This is a genomic window from Camelimonas sp. FR25 (assembly GCF_059740505.1).
Genome location: NZ_JCAWFG010000040.1, coordinates 1 through 26,798 on the forward strand (window position 1 = coordinate 1; position 26,798 = coordinate 26,798).

A 26,798-nucleotide genomic window follows, 5' to 3' on the forward strand; every position below is an offset into this window, starting at 1 on the left:
CAAGGGGATCACCGGCAGCGCTCAGCGCCGCGTAACGGTCCGCAAGATCAAAGAAACCGGGCTGGCTGGCCATCGATGCCTCCAAAATCTGACAGCGTCAGTTTCGCTCCAGAGACCTCAAAGCACCAGGTTTTTCGAACCGTCCAAGTCTGACCTTCTCGGGCGAGGATTCCCCGATGGCCAATCTGATGCTCTCCGTCATGGGTGCTTTCGCCGAATTCGAGCGCGCCTTGATCCGGGAGCGGCAGCGCGAAGGCATTGCGATCGCCAGGCAACGCGGCGCTTATCGTGGGCGAAAACGGTCCCTGTCCGATGAAAAGCTGGCCGAGTTGCATCGCCGTGTCGCAGCCGGCGAGCGCAAAGCCGTCATCGCCCGCGACTTGGGGATCAGCCGTGAAACCCTATACCAGTATCTCCGCGCGGCCGCCTGACACCTATGTTCTCATTATGTCTGTCAAATCGTTGTCTAGCGCACAAACCTTGAGATGACGCCATTTGGCCTCGGAACGGTTCATCGTGAGCGACGGCGCGCCGGGCTTGGAGATTCACGAATATCTTGTCGCACGACTTGCGGATGTCGGCCGCAAGGTGGAGATTCAGACCCAACAGGTCGGGAGAGACAATATCCTGTCGCTGGTTGCGGTCGGCCAAGGCCTGACCCTGACCAGCGAAGCGACGACAGGCGCCAGATTTCCCAGGATTACATACCGAAAAATCGAGGGCGAAGTTCTGCCATTCAGCATGATATGGTCTGATCGGAATGATAATCCGGCATGTCGGCGGTTATTGAGCTTGGCCCGGTCGATGGCGGGATCGACCGGGCGAAAGTAAAATTTGTCGGCCAGTACGATTGGGCCAGCGCATGAGATTGCCTCCTCGGCTATTCCAGCGACTTTTCAATGAAACCTAGCGTGTTGGCATTCTCGACCAACGTCCGCACCTTGGCGCGTTCAAGACCATCAGGCACTTCCGCTTCGATCTCAAGCCTGAGCTTCACCTGACTGCCCGGCAACGTCGTGAGCTGCTCGACGATTGCTTCGACGATCTGATGGATGTCTCGGGCCGGGCGATCCGGTGAGATCATCACGGCGCCGGAAAAGCGCGTCGGCTTCTTGTCCGTTGGAGGCTTCGCTGGTCCACTATCCGTCGATTGTCCGTCGGGCGCAGGAGCACTGTCGCCAGTGCCTGAAGGGGTGTCAACAACTCCCGGCTGTGCCGGCGCCGGACGATGCGCCTCAGCCACCTCAGGTTTCACAATGACGCTGTCGCTATCGATCACAACCACGGCGCTGGTCGCCCGTTCGATCGCCAGCCCCAGATAGGTGTCCGCCGCCTCATCCCACCGCTCGGCATAGGCAAATGGGCCGGGTACCATGGTGCTGACTGCCGCCTGTACGGCCTTGACCAAGACCTCCTGGTTCTTGAGACGCGGCAGGTAGATATAGCGGTTGAGATATTCCCGCAGGTCCTTCAGCGACAGGTGAGACTTGCCGTTCCAGATGTATTTCTGGAGATCACGGTCGAGGCGCGACGGCCCCAACTCTACGAGCAGACCTTCTTCGGCTACCAGCTTTTTGCTGGCTCGGGCCAACAGCCCATCCTGCGCGGAAATCTTGCCCGACACCCATTCCCAATCAGCCTGAGCACTCTCTTGGGCCGGATAGTGCAGATAGCACCACGCCTCCTTCAGGCGCGTCTTCATCGTTTCGTTGGCTTCAGCCAGCTTTGTCTTGGCCAGCGCGCTGTCGCTTTGGGTGAGGTTCAGCCGCTCCGTATCGCGCACGATCTCTCCCCAGGCGAGCGAGGCGCGCACGGCATCTTTCAGATGATCGAGCTGGCGAGCTTCTGCGGCGATGAACACCAGCATATTGCGATAAACGCGCGGCGTGCTGCCGCGCTGGGTGAGGATGTCCTTCGCCTCGACCAACGCATCCGAACCATCGCGCCCGTTGTGGGGATATTTGACGCCCAGCACCACGGCGCGCACGCCGCCCGCTTCATCAGGGACCTCGGCCGATGAGGCCGGCGCCACCTGCACGGCATCGAAATGTCCACGATCGGCGAGGCCGTTCACATATTTTCCGAGTTCGGCGTCGATCGTCACGTCGACCAGCGCCGCCTCGATCTGCGCGGCCTTGTCCGCCGCGATGCGGTTGAGGCTTGCCGACATCGAATACCAGTACCGACCAAGATCCGCGTGCATGAACTTGGCCTGGTTGGTCAGCCGGCGCAGCGCATCGCCGAAGATTGCCGGGCGCTCGCCGGGCTGCACGACGCCGAGGTTGATCTGCTTGTCATCGAGGCCGGTGTTCTGCTGCTGAGCCGTGGGCGCCGTTCCCATGAAGATTGCGCGGGCAACGCGCCGAGTCGCCGAATAGCGGTTCAGGTTAGGCGCCGACTGATCGACCTTGTACGGCGTGGAGGCAGTGCCATCGACGTCGCCGGCGATGATCGACTGCCAACTCACGTCGAGATAGTGGAGCAATTCCGGCTCCACGCGGGGCGAGCTGACCGCTACGCTGCCCGGCATGATCATCACCGATGGATCACCGCTCATCCACAGCTCGTGGATGGCCTGCGCCATAAGGCGCAATACACCGCGCGTACGCTGGAATTTTTCCAGCGATCCCCAGCTTGTGTAAAGCTGGTCGAACAGTTCGGGATGGATGGGGTAAGCCTTTTCCAGCTTGCGCCGGTAATCCTCATCCGCGCAGCCCTGCGGGAAATCGTTGGCGTTCTCCCGGTACATCTTGGCGAACTGCTTCAGGGTATTGTCACGGTGATGGAACTTGTCGCCGGGGATGTCCTTGAAGAGCCGCCGCCGGACAATTTCATAGCTTTCTTCTTGGCTTGCCGGCCGCCACGAGGACTCAACGCGACTGAAAGTCTGCTTGAGACGCGCCAGCGCTTCCTGACCGCCTTCGCCTCCGACCTCGATCTGCGAGGCTGGCAAGGACGCGACGAGCAGTGTGCCGGGGCTGGCCTTGACCGCCTCGGTCAGCGACTGAACAAAGGACAGGTTCGCATCGAACGATCCCGAAGGCAGTCCATCGACCTTGTAGATCTGCCGCAGGTACGCAACCCATTCGTCGATCAGGATTAGGCACGGCGCATACTTCTTGAACAATGCTTCGAGCAGGTTAGAGCCCGGCGCAATCCCGCTGGCGTCATTTTCGGCAACCATGTCGAAGGCTTCGGCACCGCCTAACTGCCAGGCCAGTTCACCCCAGGTCGTACGGATCTTTCGATCTTCTTCGGCAATCAGCACATCCTGCGGCCCCCGCGAAGTGCCAACCAGCACTGCCCGGCGAACATCCTTGGGGACTGTCAGCCCGTTCTTCTCAAGGAGTTGATCGAGGCCCGACAGATCCTGCACCGGCGTCGGGCCGGCCATGTGATAGAGCGCCAGCATTGAGTGGGTCTTGCCGCCGCCGAAATTGGTTTGCAGTTCGACAACGGGATCACCGCCACTGCCGGACAGCCGCTTCGCGGCCCCGATCAGGAGTGTGCTCAAGCCCTCCGTCAGATAGGTGCGGCTGAAGAATTGGCGAGGATCACGATATTCCGATGGCGCGCTGCCCGAATGCACTTTGGCAAGGTCGGCCGCGAACTCGGCCTGCTGAAACTCGCCGGTGGCGACATCCGGATGCGGCTCGACCACCTCGCGCCACGGCAGCAGGCCCGCCACGGTCTCGACTGAAATCTCAAGACGCTGGGTTTTCCGCCGCTCTTCGTTACGGGCCAGTTCGGTGAACTTCGTGCGCAGGATGGTGTCGCGCATCTTGCCAAGCTGCTCGGCGACTTCACCCGCGCTGATCGCCTCCATCAAGCGGCGCATCGAATCAAGTGCGCGCTCGGCGTCGTCGTAAGTGAAATTCTCATTGTGCGAGAGCTTGTTGCGCACGTCGAGCAGCTCCGACACATAGGATCGTTCTGGATGTCCAAGGACGTTTGCAAATGCGTCCTTCCAGAAGGCCATCATGGTTTTGAGTAGCCCTTGCTGATCCCATCCAACCTCTCCGGCTGAGTTAGGGCGGAGGCCCTGGACGCGTTCGATCACGTCCAATTGCCAATGGCCCTTGAGCGACGTCTCCAGCCGCTTTTCCACGAATGGGATCAGCGCCGACGGCAGCAGTTCCATGCCTTCGAAAACATATTGGCGGGTGCTTTTTGCCATGTCCCGTTCCCCCCTTATATATCCATGCGGGTCTGACGATCCCCGCTCGTGTCATGGATAGCCGCCGCCGCCTTCGTCAGTTCGGCCCAATCGGCGATTAGCGCGTTGTAGGCGGTGGCCTCTTTCGCATCCTTCCGCTTGTTCGCGCTGATGTCGTAAAGGCAATAGGCAAGGTCTTTCACCGCCTCGGCATGACTGCCGATTTTCTTCAGCAGGACGGCAGTATCGTGCGAGATGCCGTCCTGCTCATGCGCCTTGACGAGGTGCTGAAGGCATTCCCAGACCGTCAGGTGGCCGTCGGTGGTCGGCTCCCAAGCCTCGTCGAGCTCGTCGCGGGTCAGGATGCGCACCTTGCCAGCAGAGCTTTCCACGATCCCGGCGTGCTTGACGCCTTCAACAGAGATGCCGCGTGCCGTAGCGATGCTGTTGGCCGTACCGTAGTCACCAGTCTTTAACCCGTTCTGCTCGAACCAGGTGATGGCGAAGCGCGTGTCTGGATCAAACTCACCTTGGATGCCGCCCAGGTATTCGTCGAGTTCCTTGTTGATGAGCTGAAGCGCGGTCTTCACGCTCATTGGATTGTCGTCGGATTCGAGCACGGCCTTATAGCGCGAGAACACGCCCATGCCCGGCCCGATGGCCGATTGAGGCATGTCGGCCGGTGCGATGTTGGCGGCCTGAAGCTCGGCGATGGCCGGGGGCAGTTCGCGTTTCAGGGCGCGGATGAACTCGGCGCGAGTGATGGTGTCTGCCGTGGCTTCCTTCTTGCGGCAGACGAGGACGACCGAGTTCGCGAGGGCGTTGGTGCCCACAGCAACCAACCGTGCGCTTCGTTCAGTACGTACAGGCCACGTTCCTACTACCGAAAGGCCAGCCTCGAGCACAGCCTGCAAAAAGGTTGCCCAACCAGTCGAACTTGTGCCCTCAAGTTTGATCTCGCTTTGCTTAAACGCGTAGTAGATCGTTACCACGCTCTCAGGCTGAGACGACGCCGCCAGATTTGCCATCGCTGACCGCATTCCAGATACGAAAAAGTCTTCGGCCGCGGATTTGTCTCCCCCAGCCCTATAAGGCATCGCAATTAGTTCTTCGTTCTTAGGGGTCGCGAGGAACCCAAAAATACTAGGGAAAACCTCTTTCAAAGCCTTTCGATGCCAGACGTAAAAGTAATCTGACAGGACGGCATAACTGATGTTGTCGAAATACGGCGGATCGGTCGAGAAAACGAAGTTCCGACCGTAATTTACCGTTGCCGCGTCGGCCATCTGAATGGATCCAGACGCCCTAGGGCAGACGGATGAAATCACACGAACGACCCATTCGACACACGTACTTTCCCAGCTTCCAGTCCCATTTGAAAAGGGATTGCCTTCGGCAAAATCCCAAACCATTGGAAGGCCCTGCCTAGTGAAAACATGAGAAATGAAGCCACCAGAACTTTCCCATGTCGCATTGCTTGACCAGAAATCAGCAGCCCGCCCAAGGGCGCAAGTCATCAAAATTGCGATTGCGTCACCATATGCGGCAGCGTCTTCCGGCTTTCGAGCTTCGTTTGCGGCGCTGAAATCGCTCACAGCAACTTCGCGCAAATCTTTAATGAGACTCGAGAAAGCATCAAGGGCCAGTGCTTGGCGGTCGGTAAACAGATCACCCCAAGTTTCCATCCCGTAGGCCGAACAAACGCCGCCGGTGACCATAGCTCGAACCGGCGTTGCGCCCGATAGATGCGTCTCCTTTACAGTCTTCGCGTTATTGGCGTCATTCTCAGGAAGCTCCAGATCAATCCCCGGAGAGTTTGCAGAAACAAAAAGCTTCTTACCGTCGATATCAACGACACCGGCGAGCAAGACTGGTGTCATGCGCCCCGATTTTGCGCAGGCTCGAATGTATTCACGCGTTATGGTCTCACCAGAGTATGCGCAAAGAAAGTGCTCTGCCTTTCCGGCTTTGGTGCCTTTCTTCACTGTCGCTAGCTCGGCGTCGCTGAATTTCCCCGATACGACCTCATAGTCGATTTTGGATTTGTCCTTATTGATAACAGGTCGGACGATCGTATGCGTGCCATTCTTGCTTGCTACCAAGAACGAGTTCACGAGTGGGGTTGTTCCCGATTCAAACGCCGGGTTTGGGCTCGGCACGCCGCGCGCCCAAATCCAGGCGATCACCGTCGCCTTGCCGCCACCATATTCCTTGGGCAGGTCCACCTGCGGGTAAAGATGTCCGATCCGCTCCCATGCCTTCTCGCGCATCCATTCGCCGTAGTGCTTCACATCCTCGGCCAGCCCTTCGGCATTGCGGTAGAATTGTCGCGCCTTGATGCCGGGGTGGATGGGGGGCATGTCCTTGAACTTCGGCGGGATCTCGATCATCGCCTTGCCGATCATCACCGCCACCGGGTTCAGGTCTGACCCATAGGCGGGCAAGCCCAGCCGCTGCGCTTCCAGCGGAATAGACCCACCGCCCGAGAACGGATCATAGACCGGCGGCAACTCGCCCCCGCAGCTGCGCCGGATTTCCGCCCGCGCGCGTTCCAGCACCTCCTCGTTGGTCGAGTTCTCCCATTTCACCAGATCCTCGATGATGGCGAACAGCCGCTTGCGCTCGGCCTCCTGCGCCTCTGGCGTCGGGAACTGGTCAGGCAGGCTTGAGGGATCATCAACAAGCTGCGCAAACAGCACCGCCCGACACGCAGCCAAAGGCCGCCGCGCCCACCACAGATGCAGCGTGGAGGGATGCCCATGCCGGATGGACTTCTCGCGCGCCGAAGCCGCATTGATCGCTTCCAGCGGGATGGCGACTTCGATGAGTTTCTTTTTGTATTGTGTAGCCATGATTATTTCGTCGCCTTCTTGGGTTCGCGAGGCTGGGCGATCAGCAGATCGACACCTAGTCCAACGCGAACAAGTTCTCTAAGCACAAGGATTTCAGTCGATACCGCAGGGATGCGATCAACGCTCGCGGCCTCAACTGCAGCCTTGCTGCGGGCCTCAATGCGATTGCGTACTGCGGCTTCTGCTCCGCGAAGTTCTGACGGTAGCAACGGCCAAACGCCCTCACGAATTTCACCGACAGTGTCTTCAAGCGTTTGCTCGGCGCGTTGCGTGAGCCTTCCGGTAAACTCTTGCGACAATGTCTCGAATCTCAGCGCCCCGACCTTTTTGGGCTCAGAACACCTCCACCCGACGTGGGACGTTGCGGTATACGAGACCGCATGACCTTCATCGTCAGGCAAAGGCCCGATATCAGCCGGCGAAAACAGCGCTGAACGAGAATGCACTTCCGCCAAGCCATATGCGCTATTGAAGGCTGACGCGCTGTCAAATGCGGGCGAGGCGTAGAACACGCTATCCGGGAAGCGGGTTTCCAACCGGATCAGGTGGGCATGCTGATCAGAAAGATTACGCCGCATCAGCGACATGCGAAAGAAAGGTACTGACAAGCCGGGAAGCGCAAGTTGCGAAATCTCGCGCGCGGTATGCCGCACCATCAGTTCAGGCAGTTTGAACTGAAAAAACAATGGCAGCGCCGGAAGGTTGATTTTTACATCATACCCAAGTTGCGCCTCCTGAACGAGGTTCGGGAAAACGGGGACCCCTGCCGCGCCGGTCGTGCTCGATCGGATCAAGTTTTCTGTAAATGCGTAGCCATACGAAAACTCCGTGAAATCCAGCCTCACCGCGGTGCCTCCGCCCGCTCCAGTAGGCGCGGCAGGTGGAACTGGATCGCGGTCTCGATGAACGACGGTTCCCGTTCCACGAGCGGTCCGTGCACATAGCGGGGCGCATGAGCAAAACCTGCGGCGACCGGCACGATGGCGAGAATGAACTTTTCCGGTTCGTGCAGCGAAGTAATGACCTCCTGCCGCGTAACCATCACGCTGTCAGCGCCGTCGACGCGGCCCTTAACCTCGATAAAGCGCAGATGCCCCGATTTCGGATCGTGTGAGGCGATATCGTAGCCGACCTTCTGTGCGGAGACATCGACCGGTTCATTCCCCAAAGCGCGCTCGGCCGCCATGACGGCTTCCATCGCCGCAAGCTCAATCTCACGGCGGGCGGCCGGGTCTTCCGCGAAATGGTTCGGAATGCTTGGCGCCTGACGCGCTTCCAGCAGGCCCCGCGGGATAACGACCATGCCACCCCGCACGCGCGGCGGCTGCGATGAGATGAACCGCTCCCGTTCAAGCTGGTCCATGCGGCGCTTCTGCCGATCGACAAGATCTTCGGCCCGGCGCTGCGCATTTTGCCAGTTCACCCGCGTTTTCTTGCCGGCTCGCTCTTCCTCCTTCAGCTCGAACGCGCGCGAGTCCCAGTAGTTGATCTCCTTCTTGAGCCGGGCGCGCACTTCCTGCTCGACCTTTTCGATCTCGGGCACGCGCCGCGCCTTGACCTCGGCGACATGGCGCTGAGCCAGCTCGACCGTCGCAAACCGGATCGCGGTTTTCTCAAGATCCGTGGTCAGCCAGCTTTCATCGAGAAGATCACGCACGGTGGCGACCTCTTCTGGTTTTGCAGGGCGCAGATTCAGGTGCGGGGCGATGCCAGCGTTTACGGTGTTTCCGCTCTTGTCGATCGCCGCGAACTGGAGCCGCTGCGAGATCACATGCGGCTTGCCGGCGCTGGTGACACGGCCATCCTGTACGCTGTGTTCCAAAAGAAAGATGGCGGACAGCCCCTCGGCAGTGTCGGTGTCATCGACCAGTATAGCGCCCTGCCGCATGATCTGTTCATACTGCTCACGTATCAGGCTGATCACCGCTTCCAGCAACGGATGACCAGGGCAGACAAAGGCCGCGACCGGCTGCTGGTTGATCTTATCTTTCTCGAAACAGATGCGTTCATACTGGGTCTGGATCGGCGCGCCGGTCCCGATCTGACGGTCCCGCTCGCGGATGCGCACGGGCACATGAGTGATCTCCCAGCGTCCTTCCTCGCGACGTTTGATCTTGCCACCTAGGTGCTGGAACGCCTCGACGAAGAAGCTCTGAATATGATGAGGCTGGAGACGCTGCGCCTCGGCCCGCTCCATTTCGAGCCGCAGCTCTTCGACCCGCGCTTCCGGCATCGTGTCGTTAGTTAGAGCACGGCGTTGCAGCAACTCGAGAAGATTGCCCTGGTCGACAGCGCCGTCTACTTGCTGGAAGAGGCGCGCCTTGACGTCCTCCTGCTCGCCGTACTGGATCGCCTCGAAAAGCAAGTCCTTGAGCGCTACGCCGTCAAACAATTCGCCAAGGACATCATAGACTCGTCCGCCCAGTGCCTCACGCGCAGCCTCGAGCTTTTCGAGCAGGCGGGCATACACCTCACCCTCGCGCGTATCGGCCGCGACGAGATTCCACAGGTGGCAAACCTCGGTCTGGCCGATGCGATGGATACGGCCGAACCGCTGCTCGATCTTGTTGGGGTTCCACGGCAGATCGTAGTTCACCATCAGGTGACCACGCTGAAGGTTCACACCTTCGCCGGCCGCGTCATTGGCAATGAGGACCAGCATGTCCTTGTCCTGCATGAAGCGCTCGACGACCTTGCGCCGCTCTTCACGTGACACGCCGCCGTGAATCACCTCAACGGCCTCGGGATTGCCGAGCCGCGCCCGCACCTTGTCGAGCAGATAGTGCAGCGTGTCCTTGGGCTCAGTGAAGATGATCAGCTTGCGGCGATTACCGGCGGAGTCGACCATGAGGTCGTCATCAAGGATGCGATTGAGCTGGCTCCACTTTGTATCCACGCCTGAACGAAGGACACCGAGCGCCATCCCCTCCAGTCCCTTCAGCGTCTCGACTTCCAAGGCAAGCTGCTCGACCGTCTCGGCGGTCGTCGCGCCCGTGGAAATCAGATCCTCAAGCTCGTCGATCTCCTCCTGGCCGTATTCCTCGATGTTGCGGAGCATGTCCGCGTTGATCGCCGCTTCAGGCAGGTCAGCCCGGCGGCCCTTGGCGGCGAGGCGCGCCTCGCCCAGCTCATTCTCCAGCCGTTCGCGACGGCGCTTGAGGGATTGGTAGATGGCGGCCGGCGACGATGCGAGGCGCCGCTGAAGGATCTGCAAGGCGAAGCCGACATTGTTGCGCTTCTTTCCGTCCCCCTCGGCGAAACGTTGCACGCGATTCATCTCGGTGCGCACATATTCGGTGACGGCTGTATAGAGCGCAGCTTCTCCTTCAGAGAGCTCATACTTCACCGTATATGCACGGCGCTCCGGGAACAGCGGCCGACCATCGAACCGGAGCAATTCCTCCTTGGTCAGCCGGCGCATCATATCTTCGGTATCGGCATAGTGGACGCCGTCGCGGAACCGGCCCTCGAATCGGTCGCCGTCGAGCAGAGCCATGAACAGCTGGAAATCCTCTTCCTTGCCGTTGTGCGGCGTCGCCGACATGAGCAGAAAGTGCCGGCAGACTTGGCCGAGCTTTTGACCGACCTGATAGCGCCGCGTATATTTGACCTCGCCGCCGAAATAGGTGGCCGACATACGATGGGCTTCGTCGCAGATGATCAGATCCCATTCGCGCGCGCTCATGAGCTTCTCCTGAAGCTCTTCGTTACGTGCCAGCACATCGAGGCGAACGATCAGCCGATCCCGATCACTGAAGGGATTTCCCGATCGTGAGGTCTCGATCATGTCGCGGGTCAGGATATCGAACTCGAGGTTGAATTTCTGGCCGAGTTCGTCTTGCCATTGTTCGACTAGGCTACCTGGCGCGACGACGAGGCAACGCTCCAGGTCGCTGCGGGCAATGAGTTCCTTCATCAGGAGGCCGGCCATGATCGTCTTGCCGGCGCCTGGATCATCGGCAAGCAAGAAGCGCAAGGGTTGGCGTGGCAGCATGTCGCCATAGACCGCCGAAATCTGGTGGGGCAGCGGATCGACGAGACTAGTGTGAACGGCCAGATATGGGTCGAAGTAATGCGCCAATTTGATGCGGTTGGCTTCTGTCACCAGACGCAACAACGCACCATCAGCATCGAACGACCAGGGACGGCCATTCTGCTCCACCTCAAGGCGATGTTCATCATCCCGGTAGAGCACGGTCTCTGCAACGGTGCCATTGTGGTCCCTGTAAACAACATTGATGGCCTGATCGCCAATCCAGTCGACAGAGACGACCTGCACGGCCTGCGCGGAGGCAACGCCCCGTACCGATGCCCCGTTCTTTACGTCCTCAAGCCTTGCCCCCATCAGTTGGCATCCCCCAAAATCGTTCATAACTGAAGCCCCGCCTTTTCTAGTGCAGCTTCGGTTTCCTTGCGGTTTATTACTACGATATGCTGTGTATGCGCACTCTGCTTCGCGGCATCACCAAGCAAACCTAGGCGCTTCAAGACATAGAATAGCATCGCGTAACGAACGGTAAGCATGCCGTTACCTTGATCCAGTCCATAATCTTTCGCGACGACCGCTTTTTGACTCTCCGTCAGTGCGGGATGCGGCCCGATGATGACGTCGAAATAATTGTTCCAGAGCCAGTCCTGCTCGCCTGCCTCTCCCGGCTCCCCCTTCACACCGACCTTCAAAATCCGAGGCAGTAAGAAGTCTTTGAACTTATGTTCGAGGTGGCAATGGGCACGGACGTGCCAGCGAAAACCGTCATGGCCGAAGGCGTGCGGCGTGATCCTTCGCCAGACGGGTTCCGGCCGCGCCTTGTTCATCGACTGATAAAAGAGATCTATGGAGACGCCCTCGCGAGTGGCGTCGAGAATCTTGCGTAGAACTTCGATGTCGATGTCCCGCCTAGGGGTCAGCGCCACATCGGCGCTGGGAAGGGCTGCAATCCAAGAGTCGCCCGCAGGCGCAGATCCCTCGGCAACCGAGCGTAGCTGCGACAGATAGATGTAAGGGTCCGGCTCAAGGAAGCGCAGAACGAATTTTTCGGAAGCCACGTAGCGTTTGCCACGGGTATCATACTCCATGTTTCCCGGCGCACGCTCCTGATAGAGCGTCAAGTCCTTGGACGCCTGAGGGACAGACACACCGAAGAACTCCCGGATGTCGGCTCGATTGATCGAACCTTCCCAGAACAGACGGAACTCAATGAATTCTAGTCTCTGCTCAACACCCCAGCGCACCATCGACCCCATTATTAGATAAGAAACTATACACACCTTGACCATTGGTGCGTATAGTTTATATATGCGACATGTTGGCGAGTCAACGGTGAAGGAAGGTTGATTGTCGATATGCGCGCTTCCGGATCGGGCGACGTCAAGGGAGCCAGCATCGTATGAACGAAGAACATGCGGAGGTATTATGCCGGTTCCTCAGGCTCGATTTGCCGAATTGCTCGAAGACATCGAGCCCAGCCAAACGACGAAGACCAGATCTTCTGGTGGCCACAATGGCATCCGTGAACATCTGCGGACCCAGTCGAGTTTCAAGGATAGATACGTCACCAGCTTTTTGTCGGGGAGCTATGCTCGCAGCACGTCCATCCGTCCTCGCACGACGGCTGGCGGGGTGGAGCGTCCCGACGTGGACATCATCGTCGTCACGAACTTCTCGACCAATGATCATCCCGACAATGTGCTAAAGGAAGTGTGCCGTGCGCTTGAGGATGGTGGCAACGGCTACGAGGTCGAGCGGATCAACAAGCGCTCGGTGCGTGTGGAAACGTGGCAGGCTGAGATGGACATCGTTCCGGTCGTGTCGACGTGGAACGGCTACATGATCCCCGATCGAGATACAGGCACTTGGAAATTCACGAATCCGCCAGTTCATACCAGTTGGAGCGCGGAGCAGAACCAAAAGTTCGGCGGGCGGTTCAAGCCGCTCGTCAAACTGTTCAAGTGGTGGCGCAGGATGAACCCTAGCGGCCGTCGCCCCAAGGGTTTTGTCCTGGAAGTTCTCGCTTCGCGGCATGCGCCGACGGCCGAAGCGCATTACGGCGAGGCGTTCGCGCAGCTCCTCACAAATATCTACAATGAATACGCCTGGCTCGCGGCGAATAATCAGAAGCCTTTCCTCGCCGACCCTGCGGACCCGTCGAACGACATCCTCGGCAAAGTGTCGGTCGCACAGTGGAAGGATTTCATCGAAAAGGTTCGCGTCTACGCTGATATAGCCCGTCGAGCACAGGATGCTGCAGATATGGAGGAGGCGACCCGCCAGTGGCGTCGGGTGTTCGGTGATCGGTTCAAGTTCACCGCGAACGTGGCGAAAGCAGCGACCTATGGAGGCTTTGCGGCAGCGGCGCCTGTCGCCGCGGGTTATACGTTCCCGAACGCCATGGCCGCTCCGGCGAACAAGCCGCGGGGCTTCGCTTGAAATTCTGGTGGGCCGTCGAATCCGCCAGGCTGGCGGCAGAAAAATCCGCGGTCGAGGCCGTTGCCGGCGACGAGAACTGGTTTGAGCTGGAACGCTGGCGCTTTCATGAAAATATGTTCTGCGCGGAAGGTATCCTGATTGCGCATGGGCATCGCTACCCCATCCGACTGATCTATCCCGACCAGTATCCCGAAGTCCCTGCCTGGGTCGAACCGCAGGGCGAGGTTCGGTGGAGCTCACATCAATATGGCACGGGGACGCTCTGCCTGGAGCTTCGGCCTGATAACTGGAATGCCGGAGCAACCGGAGCAGACGTCCTTCGCAGCGCCTACAATCTGCTTGTTGCCGAAAATCCTCTTGGCGGGGGTGAAGACCGCGCGCCCTCAGCCCACGATATTGGGGATTTACAGGCGTATGACTGGGGGGCTTTTCCAGTTCTGATCGGTGCCGGCTGTCTGACCCGGATCAAGAGCGGAACCGCCGCCGGCCTCAATGCCTTGCGCTGGCTAGCCCATGACAACGTGTGGCCGATCATGATCAATGATGAGGAGGATCGGCGGGCGATGCAGCGTCCACCGGATGCCAGTTTTGAGAGCTGGCGTGTCGCTTTGCCGGTCTATGTTTCTGGAAATCCGCCGCCTGCGCCGGGCGCGCTGGACCGTGCAGCACTCGTCCAAGCTGCGGGTTTTGATCCATTGACCGCGGCGATCGCCGAAGCATCGACCGCTTCTGTCGTCATCTTTCCATCCGGGGGTCAGATCGAAATCTTTCATCTTGTCGCGGAAGGAGGAACTTTTCGGCGGCGGGTGTTCGTTCTGCCGGACGAAATCGGTGCGCGCTCCGCACGTACCGAGGAAGCGACGACGAAACGCGTGACGATCGTAGGAGCCGGTTCGGTGGGTTCCAAGATTGCGGAAACGCTTTTGCGCTCGGGTGTTCACCATCTCACCCTCGTCGACGGCGATGTGATGCTGCCCGGCAATCTGGAGCGCCATGCGCTCGACTGGCGCGACGTCGGGTTTCGCAAGGTTCACGGGTTGAAGCGGCGCCTTCTCCACATCGTTCCTGGTGCGGATATTCATGTTATCGACGCCAATCTGAACTGGCAGCGGTCGGCCAAGACGCATGCTTGGCAGGTGGAAGCTTTGGCGCAGGGGCATGTCATCGTCGATGCGACAGGCGATCCGGCTACAGCCCTGTTCGTCGGCGCTGTCGCTGAGGCCAATGGCCGCGCTTTCGTTTCGGTAGAGGTCTTCGACGGTGGTATCGGTGCGCTGATCGCAGCCTGCGTGTCGCCGCGTGATCCTCCTTTCGTTGAAGGTCGTGCGACCTTCCTCGCCTGGTGTGATGCGCAAGGCATCAAGCCACCGGAGGCAGGGCCGCGCCGCTACGAGATGCTGGCCACAGACGGGTCGCCGGTTATAGCCGATGATGCAGTCGTCACGATCACCGCAGGCCATGCTGCCCGCACCATTCTCGATATAGTCGAAGGTCATCCTCCGCCCGTCGATGCTGCCTGGTTGCTGTTGGGCTATCAGAAGAACTGGCTGTTTGACGGGCATGGGCACACGATTCGCCTGAACGTCGGTGAACGCGGGGAGAGGGGGCAGGCTGCAAATGTACCGGAGGCGATCGCGTTCGCGCTCGAATTGTTGAAGGAGGGGGCGGATGAAGATAGCGGTGGCGGCTGACCAGACCGAGAAGCTCGTCGCAGCCCTCGGCCGAGTGGGCATCAAGGAAACCGGAGGCCAATTGTTCGGTGAACAACTGGCGCCGTCGAATTTTCGGGTGACGGAGCTGACCGTGCAGTCTCGTCCGGGAACCTTCGCGCGCTTCGTCGTCGATTTGCTGCAAGCTGCCAAGGATGCCGTTCGTTTCTTCGAGCGGACGGAGCACCGTTATACGCGCTACAATTATATTGGGGAGTGGCACAGTCACCCGAGCTTCGCTGTGCAACCCAGCGACCCCGACATTGCCGCCATGCGAGGCATCGTTAGCGATCCGCGGTTCGCGGGCTCCTTTGCTGTTTTGATGATCGTGCGGCTGGATGTGGAAACGCTGACCGCCGGCGCCTGGGTATTCGATCCGCAGGGTGCCGAGCATCCGGTAATATTGGAGGTGGAAACTTGAGCAATGGTGAGAATGCGCCGGCCTTGACGGACGCCCGCGGCATGGGAGGGGTGATCGCTCAGGACGGCTTTGACTACCAGCTATGGGATGGTCTTGCGCGGCTGCCGGCATGGCTTGCCAATCCTGCTTTCGAGCAGATGATCTTTGAAGGGTTGGAAGACCTGGAAACGCGGTTCTTTGCGCCCCATGCGCCAAGACAGAGGCTGCTCGAACGATTTCAGGCGAAAGCCGGCGCGCTGGCACCTGCCGATGTGCGCGCTGTGTTGCAGACGTTTTCCGAGTTCGAGATAGCCTTTCCGAATGCCGCGCGCGTTCAAACCCTTGTCACGCCACGGTTGCCGCCGACTGTCAGTTGGCTTGCCCGAGATCCTGATCGGGTGCGAAAGGCCCGGCCTTTCTACGCCCCTTTTGCCGATGTGATGGCAGCAAGCGATGCCGAACTGCGAAAGCGGCTCACGGAAACCTATGGCGATCCTCTTGGGGCCTTCGTTGCCGGGTCGGTCGAAGTCAGCGAGCGCAATCTGCCGGATCGCGACGCAGCCGTCACCCTGTTCGGAATGGAACTCGATCGAGCTTATCCCACCCTTGATGCGTCATCCAGACGGGTCGGGGACGCGTTCGAGGCGTTGAGCGCGCTGGCCCGGCGTTCCATTGGCGCACCGCTTGGACGCACCATCCTGCGCCAGACGATCGAGGGCGCTTTGGGACGTCCACTTCCGCTGCCGCAGAGCTTCCCGCTGCACATTCGGTCCGATCGCAATGAAGCGAACGAGCGGAGCCTTGAGATAGACGCCAGTGCATTTTCCGGGCGGGAGGGGATCTTCCCGTCGCGAATGGAGTGGGCTGAAAATCTTCTCGCGCCGCTGGATCGCACGGCTCGATGGCTGCGCAGCCAGACCGTATCCCGCATCGCCCTCAGCGGTTCCTATCGGTTGACGGCGGCCATGGCTCTCGGATGCTCGTTCCGTGCAGCGATCGGCTTCGAGTTGGATATACCGACGCGGGACGGTGTCTGGGCGACCGATGACCGGCCTTCGCCTGAGATGCGGCAGCCATGGCGAATTTCTGAGCCGACGGCTTTGCATGGTGATCAACTCATCGTTTCGGTAGGTATCCTGCGTGATCCTTCTGCTGACCTTGAGCGGACTGCTAGCATTCCTAGCCAGTTGGTTTTGGCGCTCTACCTTGAAGAGGCCATTCCGTCGGCCAAGAGCGCGCAGGCTGCGGTCTCGACAATCAAGCGTATTGTGGATTCCACCGTTGCACGCCTTCGCCCGCGAGGGATTCAACTATATTTCGCTGGGCCCGCAGCACTCGCTGTCGCGCTTGGTCATCGCTGGAATGCGATGGCACCGACGCAGTTGCATGAATTCATCATTCCCGAGCGCAGTTATGCCCCCACTGCGTTGCTTTGATTGCGTAAGTCCTGGGTCGAGCCGTGCAAGGCCGAAGCGGTGCGGCCAGAGTCGAGCACCGGCGCGGTGATCTCGTCCGCAAACAGCCGTTTTGATCGTCTCAATCGCTTGAGGATGTGCTCGCGCAGCCTGTCAGGGGTCGGAACAAGAGCAGTGCCAAATCGTACGCTAAGGTCGAACGGACCGTGAACTCTCGTCGCGAACCCGCATAATGGTCTGCCGGCTGGTCCCGAATTTCCTGGCGATGGCCGAAACGCTCATCTCTTTCGCGAGATCGTCGCGTACATCCTGCTTCTGCTTTTCGCTGAGCGTCGAGGGGCGGCCGAGAACCTTTCCTTCCGATTTGGCGCGCTTGAGGCCGGATTGCGTCCGCTCGATCAGCAGATCCCGTTCGAATTGGGCGACGGCATTGAGGACGTTCATGGTCATGGTGCCGGCCGAGCTGGTCAGATCAGCGCCGCCGAGTGCGAGGCAATAGACCCTCACGCCCATTTCAGCCAGCGTTCTGACCGTGGTGCTGACGTCGATCGCATCACGGCCGAGCCGGTCGAGTTTGGTCACGATCAGAATGTCGCCGGACTCCAGCTTGTCCATGAGCCGAGAAAAGCCACGGCGTTGCGCGATGGCGGTACTGCCAGAAACTGTCTCGGTGACAATCCGGCGCGGCTCGACCTGGAAGCCGGCGGCCTCGATTTCCTGAATCTGGTTTTCGGTGGTCTGTCCGGTCGTGGAGACGCGGACATAGGCGAAGGTGCGTGGCATGAGGTCGATTTCGTCCGAATAGGCTGTCCAAAATATCCTTCCTGTTCGAAATCCTGTCAAGATAATTTGTGGACAGGCATTTTTGCCCCTGTACGGAATCGTCCGTTTCTGGACACCCGGCGGCGAGACAGCAACTCCCCCGGCTTGGGACTGAGAAACATTTTCGAATGGCACCAGAAAGGTCTGGAGCAAAAATCGGCTCGGGGATCTCAAACTATGATCCGGGGGAACCCCCGGCTGTCACGGGGCGGGCGTGGGCTTGGAAGGGCTGCGCGATAGCAGCGTTTTAAGTGCCCATGCAAACGAAGCCGCGGTCCATATCAGGCCCGCCAGAAACATTATCAGTGCTGCGACAGAAGCGATAATGCCGAAGATCAGCCTCCCGGCTTGAACTGCCCCACGCCCGAGCAGGCGGAGAATGGGCGCTGTCCGGCTGCCGGCCTTCTCTGAAAGCTTGGCGAGGCGTGCCATGTCCGCTGCATCCTGCCCAACTGCGAGGCCCTTGAAGCCCGCCCGTATGCCCCCCTTCTGGATTACGGTCGCGGTGGAACTGGCCAACGTCAGCAACTCGGCCTTGGCCTGTGGGCGGACAACCCCAGTGAAGCGGCCTGCAACCTTGGCCGTATCGATGGGCATTATCTCCATGAATCTTGCTTTGAATCTGGCAATTTCGTCTGGCGCAAGCCCCGGCCCAGGAACAGCACGTGCGAGGTTTCGAAGGGTCGCCGCAGATGGCATCCGTACGACGTCCCCCGACGTGGAAATTGCGTGCTTAAGGGCATTGGTGTCGATAGCGTTCGCCGCCGTTTCTCCAAGCCGTGATCGTAGCGCCGGGCTAAGCTTGTTGAGCCGATGGGCGTTCTTGAGAACTGAAACGCCGAGATCGGCAGGTGCTGCAACTAGAGTGGTTGAAGCCACGCTTGTGCCCAACCCTACTGTTGCGAGCGTGAGCGTCAGCCAGTCAACCTCTTCTTGCGCGAGATAGCGTTTGCCTTGAATTCCAACGTCCCTCAGATCCCCTACAAAGGTCAGGTCTGACAAAATGGCTCCGGACAGCCGCGCCATGTTCTCAGTGGCACCAAGCACAAATCCATTCATGAAATCATATATATAGGTCATAGACCGGCTAGGCATAGATACGTTCGCCCGGCGCGTCGTCTCCTCCGGAAGCGCCTTACCATGCTCAGCCGCAAGCGTAGCAATGGCCTGGGCTTCGTCAAAATCATTCGCTGCAAGGGCGTCTTCAAATGCGGTTGCATACTCTGACGGGGGCAGATACCGCAGGCGAAATTGTGCAAGCGAGAACGGATCATGGAGGCGGAAAGCCAGCTTGGCCGCGTCAATGGCTGGCGATGTGGCTAACATTAATCCCGACGCCGTCAGGGATCCCAGAGCAATCAGCCTCTTTGTGCGGCGTAGCATCAAGACTCCAATCCAAGCTGTCAGGCCGGGACATATCCCGTCATGCGCCCATGGTCGTCTATGGTAATTTTTGCTCTCACGCTTCGACGCCCCTGGACCCTATAGACAAAGGCGTCATCGCGCTCTTCTTCCAGCTTCAGTTCCGATCCATCGGGCGCAATGAGCGTGGGCGTGTCGCCACCAACATCCCTGAAGCCATTTTCTCTAAGGAACCGGGCGTTTGCCCTTGCAACCCGGATGCGACGCGTCCTGCCAGGCCGCTGGATCAGACCGACTAGCAATCCAATAGCAGCCAGGGTGCCCTGAACGGTGCCTACCAGCAGGATATGAGCCTTTGGATCATCCTTCGCCACGCCGGAGGTGATAAGTGCGAAGGCCACTACGCTAATGGCAATGAGAAGGCCATTGCCAAGGCCAGTCTTTAATACCGTTGCGATGGGGCCCCTGTCGTGGCCTCGAACGATGTTCCAAGTGCCGTACACTGTGCCTCCCATGAATATGAAGGCAAAGATCATGTACAGGAGATTATCCTTGGCCAGCTTGTAGGTATCTCTACCAAAGCTAAGGCCGATTCCGGCCAAAGCGCTGCCGGCAAGAACACCAAGGGCAGCGCTCCTGTTTCTTGATCGTTTGCGAGCCATCCTCTTCCTCTACTATCTGATCGCCGTTGATTACATAAACGAAGCAAGGGGCTTCGCTTGTTAAGCACACGCCTGCTCAAGGCGTAACACCATAGCGATTTTACTGCTGTAGGCGCTATAGGAATTGTAGGCCACAAAGATTGTAGCCATATGTATCTATTAATGATGCCATGCATTATAGACTTGGCGCGTTGGACTGATCGCAACTTCTCTTCATTAGAGGAAGCATAACGGGTACCTGTTCAGAAGAATTATGAGCTTAGGCTATGAATACTGCTTGGCAAAGTAGCCGGAATCTCCTATTGTATTCAGATATGCGACATCCCTCTTCCAATGGGCTGGCTATCCTCGGCCGGGCCCTTCATGAAGAGCGAGCCTGCTCAAGCCACCCCAGCCTGGTTCGCCAAGCTTTTGGTATTGCAGGACTTACGCCGCCTGAACCTGGGCTTATGCCTCCCTCCTTCAGGCAGCACCATGACTGGTATGCGATGATCAGGGCCCTGACTGGACCCACCTTCATCACGCCAGCCCCCATCCCTGTTGGTCAGCGCTCCAGGGCTTCCCTGAAGCATGTTCGACGCTCGTATCCATCCCCTCCCCTCACGGGAAGAGGACAAAAAACCATTGCAAACGTAAGCATGCGGTGGGCGCCGCATCTGAGACGCTTTTGGCTCAGGCGTCGCTTTCCCCCGCAGTGGCCGCCTTCCAGTTCCACGGCAGCAGTTCATCAAGGCGCGCAGCCGGAATGCCATTGATCCTGGCGAGGACGTCGGCCAGCCACGCCTGAGGATCAACGTCGTTCATGCGGGCGGTGACAATCAGGCTGTACATCGCCGCAGCACGCCGTCCGCCACGATCCGATCCGCAGAACAGCCACGCCTTGCGGCCGAGCGCGACGCCGCGCAGCGCCCGTTCGGCGGCGTTGTTCGACAGGCAGATCCGGCCGTCGTCGAGGAAGCGCGTGAACGATGGCCAACGCTGGCTCAAATAGGGGGCCGGTTAGAGGATGTTCGAAAACGTACGCTAAGCATCCCTGCCGGGAATTTTCGTGAGGCGGTGGGAGGGCTCTGCCTATGTGCACCAGCGCACCTACACCCGTTCTGCCCCCAGCTAGACCATAGCCATGGAGCGATGTTGCTCCGGGGATCACGCAGATGACCGCTGTTAAGTCGATTGGCTCCATCATGTTCGCTACGCCGATTGGCTGGGCCGCCATGGCCGCCGCCCTGATCGTTCTGGCCCGCCTCAGCGCCGCCTGATCCCACCCCAGCGAGACCTCCCCTCCTCAAGCCGCATTCGGGCGGCTTTTTCTTTGGGCTGATCCAATTTTAGCCGCGATGCGTACCCCCAGTTTTTGGGACAAATCGAGAGGAAATGAGCGTTTTGGTCACCGCGACAGTAGCCGTTTTTGCATTCTTCCTGGCCATTGCAGGTTGGATTACATCACTAGATGACAAGGCGTTTTGGTCTTCAGGGGTATCTTTGCCGTCCATGAAGGACGCGTAAGATGATGAGCCGTTCCGGCTCGACCCGGTAAACGACGACGAACGGGGTGCGCGGCGCCGCCAGTTCGCGCGTGCCGGTCACCCGCCCCTCCCGTCCCATCTCCGGAAACCGCGCCAGCTGGTCAATGCTGCTGCGGATACGGGCAACCTGCTCGCGGGCTGCGGCCGGGCTGTCGCTGGCGATGGCGGCGGCATGGCGGCCAAGGTTCTCAAGCGCCCGACGGGTGTAGACGACCTGCATCAGCGTGAGGCTGCGGAAATGGCGGCCTCGATGGCGGCGTAGGCCTCATCTGCCGTGATCACCTCGTCGCGCCCGGCCTCGGCCAGACCGGCTTCGACCTCGGCACGGAACCAGGCGTCATGGGCCGCGGCTTCGCGCTGCCGGCGCAGGCGTTCTGCCTGGTCAGGGCGGGTGTGTCCGGTCGCGTCCGGGTCATGGCTGCTGGCGTCGACCTGGAAGTGGGAGAGATCGAGTTCTTCCCGGATGAAGGCTGCGGCGCTGTCGAGACGCCTCCAGGTGCGCAGGGAGCCCCGTGTGGAGGCGATGGCGCGCTCCTGGGTCCCGTACCGCACGCAGACCGCCCATGCGCCTCCCTGCCCCACGACAGTGGCGCTACGGATGGCCTGGGCCTCGACCAGATTGCGCACGGCGCGACTGTCGATCATTGGCGGATTTTGTGCGGGCCGGCCCATGTTTCACCATTCTCTGACTGTTCGGAGAGCAATCTTTGAGAGAGTGTATCACGGTTTTCGGTTATTCGCCTGTCTGGCGTTCCATAACGCCCACTATGGGCCTCTGGCCTTCGCTAGGAACCGTGAAACTGTAGAGCGCGAGACGCGCAAGATCTGGCCTATTTCAGCATGGCTCTTGTCGTCGCCCGCCAGCCGCAGGGCCTCGGCCTGCTGTACAGCCGTCAGAAGAGGACGGCGTCCTAGCTGCTTCCCAGCCTTGACAGCACGGGCTCGGCCCTCAGAGGTGCGCCGCGCTATCAACGACCGCTCGAACTCTGCGAGCCCTCCCAAGACAGTCAGCATGAGTTTTCCGGCTGGCGTGGTCGTGTCGGCCCATTCCTCAGCTATCGATTTGAAATGCCCGCCCGCTTGCTCGATCTGGTGAACGACATTGAGAAGGTCGCGCGTACTACGGGCGAGCCGGTCCAGTCGCGTCACCATCAACACATCGCCGCGTTTCAGAGATGCTACGGCCTTCTTGAGTTCCGGTCGGTCCGACTGCGCGCCTGACGCTGTTTCCTGGAAAACGATCGAACAGCCTGCTGCCTCAAGCAGCTCGATCTGAGCAGCAAGGGTCTGACCTGAGGTGCTGACGCGGGCATATCCAATCACTCTCAATTTCTGCACCTGATTTTTGCACAGCGCAAGTTATTGAAAAACAATGGCTGATTGTACGGTGCAAAATTGTTGATTTCTGCACCGCCATAGATCTAGTTATAGATAATTGTACAGATGTTGACCTCGCTAGATTTCTACATTAAGGTCTAGATATTCATCGCCATTGAGGCGGTACAGGAGATGGCCGCATGAAAAGCAATACGGGGGTAAATCCCCACACGGTAGTTTCGCCTCAATCCAACTGGCAGTTGATCGATGTCTTGCTGGAGACCGAGGATTGGTCGATGGCAGTTGGTCGATGGAAATCAGATGATGGCCAATGGCGGCCTGTTCTGGCCCAACGCTGGAACGGCGCAAACGGATCGAAAGGTAACCCAGTCTCGCGCGGGTATCCGACTTGGTTCGTGCTGCCGGACGACACTTACGACCTCTACATCGACAGCAGCTTTGTCCCAGCCGAAAAGCGGTCTTTTGTCAGAGGCATATTGAGGTTGTCGAAAAATCCCTGAACACAAACGAGGCAGGCAGGTGAGCGTTCTTCCCTGCCAGCTTCGGCCGAAAGGCGCGATTAGCCTCAGAGTTCAGACCTTTCTGGTCTTGCCTGATCAGGCAAAGGTTACGTTTTGGCGCGCTGTGTGGGCTAGGCCGTCATGATGTTGGGCGCTGACCATCGCAATTTTATCAATCCCGAGTGGAATTGCAGGCTCTCCAAGGGTGCTGGGAATCGCAGCTGATTAAAGCTGCAACCTAAGGAAATCCCATGAGTGACACGAGCGCAGACTGGCACGTAGGTATCCCAAATTTCCTTTCTACATGCTCCGATATCGGCGTAGACTTGGAAGCTACCTCAGATGATGCCGCACCGATCGATACTGGTATCCGCGTCGCATATGCTGGGCAAAAGCCGCTCTGGATCTCCCAAAAGGAGGAGGCGGCTCATCTTGGGTTTTCCTTCAGATTAATCCACGGGACTTCCGCAGCAGTCCATGAGGCCCCCGTCCGCTCGCGTTGGACTGTCGACATTGTGGCGGCGCCTGCGCTTGCGAATATTTCCTCAGCCAATCGGGACGAAGCCCTCACCATTGAAGTGCCAGCCTCTGACTTCGATCAAGTCGCACATGCAATCTGTCAGCTCTTTGTGCGGCAGGGATACATCGGCGCCGAGACAGAGCAGATCTTCGATGCTGCGGCTGGGCGAGCCGGTCGCGCATTCTTTTCGCCACTGACGGGCGAAGATGCAGTGATTGAATTCGATAGCGGAAAGATGGGGGCTTGGCCCCAGTCAGAGCGCCCCTGCTTTCTGGTCGCTCAGTTTGAAGCTCCGGAAGAGCAAAATGGTCTGCAAAACGTGACCTTGATTGCGGGCCTCTTGAATGAGCGCGCGCCTCAGGCCGAGGTCATCGTCAAATTCTTTGATGCATGCGAGCTGACTGGGACGCTCGTTGTCATGTTCGACTGAACGCACGGCATTAGGCCGTCATGGAGGATGGAAATGCGGTTTGAACCTTGGGTGGGATCAGATTGGGGGAAGCCAGAAAACACGCTTGGAGGCAAAAAGGTACTCATCCTCGGGGAGTCCCATTACAACAACGAGGATGAATGGACCAACCGGTGCGATCCGGATGCTACAAGGAACGTGATCCGGACATATGCCCTCCAGGGCCGGCATGCATTCTTCTCCAAGCTGCTGCACGTGCTCGGCGGTAAGCCTCGTTGGTCATTAACCCAGTCTGAAGTCGACGCCTTCTGGCAGTCCGTAGCCTTCTACAATTTCGTACCCGTGTTCGTTGGGAACGATAACCGCATTGCGCCTAATACGGAGATGTTCACGAGTGGGGTCGCTCCCTTCCGGGCGGTTCTGGCCGAGCTCGAACCGGAACATATCATCGTGTGCGGCTACAGGCTCTGGTCTGCCCTCTTGGTGTCCATGAAGAACAGCGTCCAAACCAATCTGGACGGCCACGGTGCCATTGAGGGAGTGCCGGCGCTGCGGATGCAACATCCATCGACCGGGTTTGCCATGAACGACTGGAAAAAGACGTTGCAGGAATTCCTCAGAGTATAGGGGTAACCCCATTATCCAGCCAATCGCCCCGGTGAGACAGCGCGGTCGAGGGGTGAAACTTCCGGTTTCTAAGCGCTATGAGTATCCAAAATTTCAGTTGATCTTGGCCGCCCGACTGGAGGGCAGCCTGCACTTCACCCGTGTTCTATAATGGCTGTCCGTCATCACTCGACGTGATGTAGGCAGCCCGAAGCGCGCATCGATCAACTCCAGAAAGTCCGACCTAGCGACTTCCGGATCAAGCAGCACCAAGTAGGTGTCACTGTCTGCGAGATAATTGACCCGTCCACGGGGGAAAAACTCGTATGGGCGTCCGCGCAGGAATGCGTGCTGTCGCTGAAGAGAAGGCCATACGTCAATATGGCCCAGGTCTGTGGTTTTGAAGCCCCCAATCAACGGGACTGCGCTGGCTGGCGTCGTGACAGCCAGCAACTGCGGTTGTTCTACTCTGGGCATCTCGCCGGGACCGAGTGGCCCGGCGAACCAGAAGATGCCCAAGCGTGGTTCTGTTAGCGCGCTCATCATTCACCGTTCTCTAATATCTGCGAACGGCACAGCTTCATGAAATGCGCGCTCTTTGCATAGGAATAGGATTATCTGATCAGGATGAGACAATTGTATCGAGATAAGGGATGAACATTTTCTGGCGGTTCGCGCCCCCAGCAGCCTCCCAATCCTTCTTCCGATTTTTAACCGCTGTTTGCGTGATGGACAATTTGCGCCCGGCAGAGTTGTAGCCCGCGCCGGCATCCAAAAGGCGGAATAGAATTTCCAGCCCCTCTGGGCTCATGTTCAGGCCATTTTTGTTACGCGGATCGCGGCAGTCTTCATCTGAGGGATCCCTGTAAATGATGCTTCCAGCTGCTGCGGCCGGCGGAGGCGTCAACCGCTCTCGCAAAAGATCGAAACTGCGATCAAGAACCGTATGAGCCTCATGACGAGCCGCTTCAATTGCAGCGCTAACGTCGGCGGTAATGGCCATTTGAGAATTCCTTTTCTCTAAGCCCTCGAAAGACGCTCTTCCAAGGCGCTGTACAGACACTACATGTACGTACTACACCATGTCAATGCCAAAAGTTCGTTGAGGCCATCCCGACGTGTTCGAAAACGCTTGAGTGGTTGGTATCGCGTCCAAGCCTCGACGTCGGCACCACAGGCTAGCGTTCCATAAATCTCAGTCTGCGAAAACGACTAACGGCATTACCTTCGACGTCTCCGAAATCTGACTCCGTCAGTTTCGACGAGCTCGGCTCAAAGCGCGGTTTTCGAACCGTCCAGCTGGACAAGCCCTGCGAGCGATTCAGGCCGCTCCGCCTTCACCAGACCGGCCACGACGCTTAGCGTACGTTTTCGAACATCCTCTAACCGGCCCCCACCACGCTGATGCCGGGGATAACGATGCGCCGAGTGCGCAACTCGTCCAGTAGTCGGACGAGCAGAATGCGCCCGTCAACGATGGGCATGGCTTCTGTTGCCAGCCACGCCATCATCGAAGTGCGAACTGGCTGGCTCAGATCGGTAAAACCAAACCGGGCTTTGATGGCGGCAAGCTGCTCGTACCGGGTCGGCGTACGCCGCGCGAAATCGGCGATTACGCGCGCATCAACCCCAACCTGGTCGGCGATATGGCCGAGCATGATTGCAGGCAACAGTTCGCCGGCGCGCAGATGTCGTCCAGGATAGCGCAGACAGCACAGCTGCAGGGCATAGCTCAGCCGGGTCGCTGGAGTGCGTGCGATACCGATCGCGGACAAGTCGTCGGCGTCGAAGCCATGATGTCGCACAACCATCGTCTCGGTATCAGGCAGCGCCAACAGTGCGGCGCGCTGCCGCTCGGTCATTGGAATTCGTGCGGGCATGTTTCGTCCTTCAGAAACCTCTTGCCTTTTGCTTGCCTAATGAAAGAGGATTGTGAAAGGCGGAAGGTGGCGGAAACCCGTCACACCTGTTTCTGCCTCCGGATACGGCCGTTTGTGAAAGAGACCGGATGACCCGCGAACCCTATCTGATCGGCTATGCACGCGTATCGAAGGGGGACGATCAGTCTAACGCTACGCAGCGGCAGGCTCTCGA

Annotated in this window: 21 protein-coding genes and 1 pseudogene; 8 read left to right on the plus strand and 14 right to left on the minus strand. The window is 58.9% G+C overall.

The features are described from left to right. Positions 1-176 precede the first annotated feature (176 nt). Entirely contained in the window at positions 177-431 is a 255-nt protein-coding gene (locus AC6A67_RS05460) for a helix-turn-helix domain-containing protein (protein ID WP_498035546.1), read from the plus strand. 449 nt (positions 432-880) lie between these two features. Here AC6A67_RS05460 and AC6A67_RS05465 read toward each other — a convergent pair whose 3' ends face one another. From AC6A67_RS05465 to AC6A67_RS05485, 5 genes are read right to left on the minus strand one after another with little or no spacing between them, the layout of a single operon-like run. Beyond that, positions 881-4,177 (minus strand): DUF499 family protein, encoded by a 3,297-nt coding sequence (locus AC6A67_RS05465; protein ID WP_498035547.1) that lies wholly within the window; start codon positions 4,175-4,177, stop codon positions 881-883. Positions 4,178-4,191: 14 nt separating this feature from the next. Continuing rightward, on the minus strand, positions 4,192-7,008 hold the full coding sequence (locus AC6A67_RS05470; protein ID WP_498035548.1) for a DUF1156 domain-containing protein: 2,817 nt from the start codon (positions 7,006-7,008) through the stop codon (positions 4,192-4,194). Positions 7,009-7,010: 2 nt separating this feature from the next. Then, positions 7,011-7,853 carry a hypothetical protein gene (locus AC6A67_RS05475; RefSeq protein WP_498035549.1) on the minus strand — a complete coding sequence of 281 codons (843 nt, stop codon included), beginning with the start codon at positions 7,851-7,853 and terminating at the stop codon, positions 7,011-7,013. Next, positions 7,850-11,380 (minus strand): DUF8742 domain-containing protein, encoded by a 3,531-nt coding sequence (locus AC6A67_RS05480; protein WP_498035550.1) that lies wholly within the window; start codon positions 11,378-11,380, stop codon positions 7,850-7,852. Before AC6A67_RS05480 ends, AC6A67_RS05475 begins: the two co-directional genes overlap by 4 nt. Further along, complete coding sequence (locus AC6A67_RS05485; protein ID WP_498035551.1) at positions 11,377-12,243, minus strand: BrxR family helix-turn-helix transcriptional regulator; 867 nt, start codon at positions 12,241-12,243, stop codon at positions 11,377-11,379. The genes AC6A67_RS05480 and AC6A67_RS05485 overlap by 4 nt, the downstream gene beginning before the upstream one ends. Before the next feature lie 178 nt (positions 12,244-12,421). Between AC6A67_RS05485 and AC6A67_RS05490 the strand changes: the two genes are divergently transcribed. From AC6A67_RS05490 to AC6A67_RS05505, 4 genes are read left to right on the plus strand one after another with little or no spacing between them, the layout of a single operon-like run. Continuing rightward, a complete protein-coding gene (locus AC6A67_RS05490) occupies positions 12,422-13,435 on the plus strand; it encodes an SMODS domain-containing nucleotidyltransferase (protein WP_498035552.1) in 1,014 nt (337 codons plus the stop codon). Then, positions 13,432-15,126 carry a ThiF family adenylyltransferase gene (locus AC6A67_RS05495; protein ID WP_498035553.1) on the plus strand — a complete coding sequence of 565 codons (1,695 nt, stop codon included), beginning with the start codon at positions 13,432-13,434 and terminating at the stop codon, positions 15,124-15,126. Before AC6A67_RS05490 ends, AC6A67_RS05495 begins: the two co-directional genes overlap by 4 nt. Next, positions 15,104-15,565, plus strand: a complete 462-nt coding sequence (locus AC6A67_RS05500; protein ID WP_498035554.1) for a Mov34/MPN/PAD-1 family protein — start codon at positions 15,104-15,106, stop codon at positions 15,563-15,565. The genes AC6A67_RS05495 and AC6A67_RS05500 overlap by 23 nt, the downstream gene beginning before the upstream one ends. Then, on the plus strand, positions 15,562-16,980 hold the full coding sequence (locus AC6A67_RS05505) for an SAVED domain-containing protein (RefSeq protein ID WP_498035555.1): 1,419 nt from the start codon (positions 15,562-15,564) through the stop codon (positions 16,978-16,980). The genes AC6A67_RS05500 and AC6A67_RS05505 overlap by 4 nt, the downstream gene beginning before the upstream one ends. Positions 16,981-17,148: 168 nt before the next feature. On the opposite strand, the gene AC6A67_RS05510 is transcribed toward AC6A67_RS05505, so the two are convergent. The 7 genes and pseudogenes from AC6A67_RS05510 to AC6A67_RS05540 form a co-directional block, all read right to left on the minus strand. After that, entirely contained in the window at positions 17,149-17,742 is a 594-nt protein-coding gene (locus tag AC6A67_RS05510; protein WP_498035556.1) for a recombinase family protein, read from the minus strand. Positions 17,743-17,982: 240 nt separating this feature from the next. Then, positions 17,983-19,164, minus strand: a complete 1,182-nt coding sequence (locus AC6A67_RS05515; protein WP_498035557.1) for a hypothetical protein — start codon at positions 19,162-19,164, stop codon at positions 17,983-17,985. A gap of 20 nt (positions 19,165-19,184) precedes the next feature. After that, positions 19,185-19,805: a hypothetical protein gene (locus tag AC6A67_RS05520; protein WP_498035558.1), complete on the minus strand. Its 621-nt coding sequence runs from the start codon at positions 19,803-19,805 to the stop codon at positions 19,185-19,187. A 672-nt stretch (positions 19,806-20,477) separates the two neighbouring features. Beyond that, positions 20,478-20,795 (minus strand): annotated as a pseudogene (locus AC6A67_RS05525) (IS66 family transposase); the annotation flags it as partial. A 480-nt stretch (positions 20,796-21,275) separates the two neighbouring features. After that, on the minus strand, positions 21,276-21,551 hold the full coding sequence (locus AC6A67_RS05530; protein ID WP_498035559.1) for a type II toxin-antitoxin system RelE/ParE family toxin: 276 nt from the start codon (positions 21,549-21,551) through the stop codon (positions 21,276-21,278). After that, complete coding sequence (locus AC6A67_RS05535) at positions 21,551-21,976, minus strand: ParC-related protein (RefSeq protein ID WP_498035560.1); 426 nt, start codon at positions 21,974-21,976, stop codon at positions 21,551-21,553. Before AC6A67_RS05535 ends, AC6A67_RS05530 begins: the two co-directional genes overlap by 1 nt. Positions 21,977-22,096: 120 nt before the next feature. Beyond that, positions 22,097-22,669, minus strand: coding sequence for a recombinase family protein (locus AC6A67_RS05540; RefSeq protein WP_498035561.1), 573 nt, complete (start codon positions 22,667-22,669; stop codon positions 22,097-22,099). A 179-nt stretch (positions 22,670-22,848) separates the two neighbouring features. Between AC6A67_RS05540 and AC6A67_RS05545 the strand changes: the two genes are divergently transcribed. The 3 genes from AC6A67_RS05545 to AC6A67_RS05555 all read left to right on the plus strand — a co-directional run bounded on the left by AC6A67_RS05545 (position 22,849) and on the right by AC6A67_RS05555 (position 24,725). After that, on the plus strand, positions 22,849-23,169 hold the full coding sequence (locus AC6A67_RS05545) for a hypothetical protein (RefSeq protein ID WP_498035562.1): 321 nt from the start codon (positions 22,849-22,851) through the stop codon (positions 23,167-23,169). 251 nt (positions 23,170-23,420) lie between these two features. Beyond that, the gene (locus AC6A67_RS05550; protein WP_498035563.1) at positions 23,421-24,119 is read left to right on the plus strand and encodes a hypothetical protein; all 699 of its coding nucleotides are present in this window, start codon (positions 23,421-23,423) and stop codon (positions 24,117-24,119) included. A gap of 33 nt (positions 24,120-24,152) precedes the next feature. Then, positions 24,153-24,725, plus strand: a complete 573-nt coding sequence (locus AC6A67_RS05555; protein WP_498035564.1) for a hypothetical protein — start codon at positions 24,153-24,155, stop codon at positions 24,723-24,725. 601 nt (positions 24,726-25,326) lie between these two features. Here AC6A67_RS05555 and AC6A67_RS05560 read toward each other — a convergent pair. Together AC6A67_RS05560 and AC6A67_RS05565 are read right to left on the minus strand one after the other, a co-directional pair. Continuing rightward, entirely contained in the window at positions 25,327-25,707 is a 381-nt protein-coding gene (locus tag AC6A67_RS05560; protein WP_498035565.1) for a hypothetical protein, read from the minus strand. Between the two features lie 379 nt (positions 25,708-26,086). Continuing rightward, the gene (locus AC6A67_RS05565) at positions 26,087-26,566 is read right to left on the minus strand and encodes a DUF4158 domain-containing protein (RefSeq protein WP_498035566.1); all 480 of its coding nucleotides are present in this window, start codon (positions 26,564-26,566) and stop codon (positions 26,087-26,089) included. Positions 26,567-26,798: the final 232 nt, after the last annotated feature.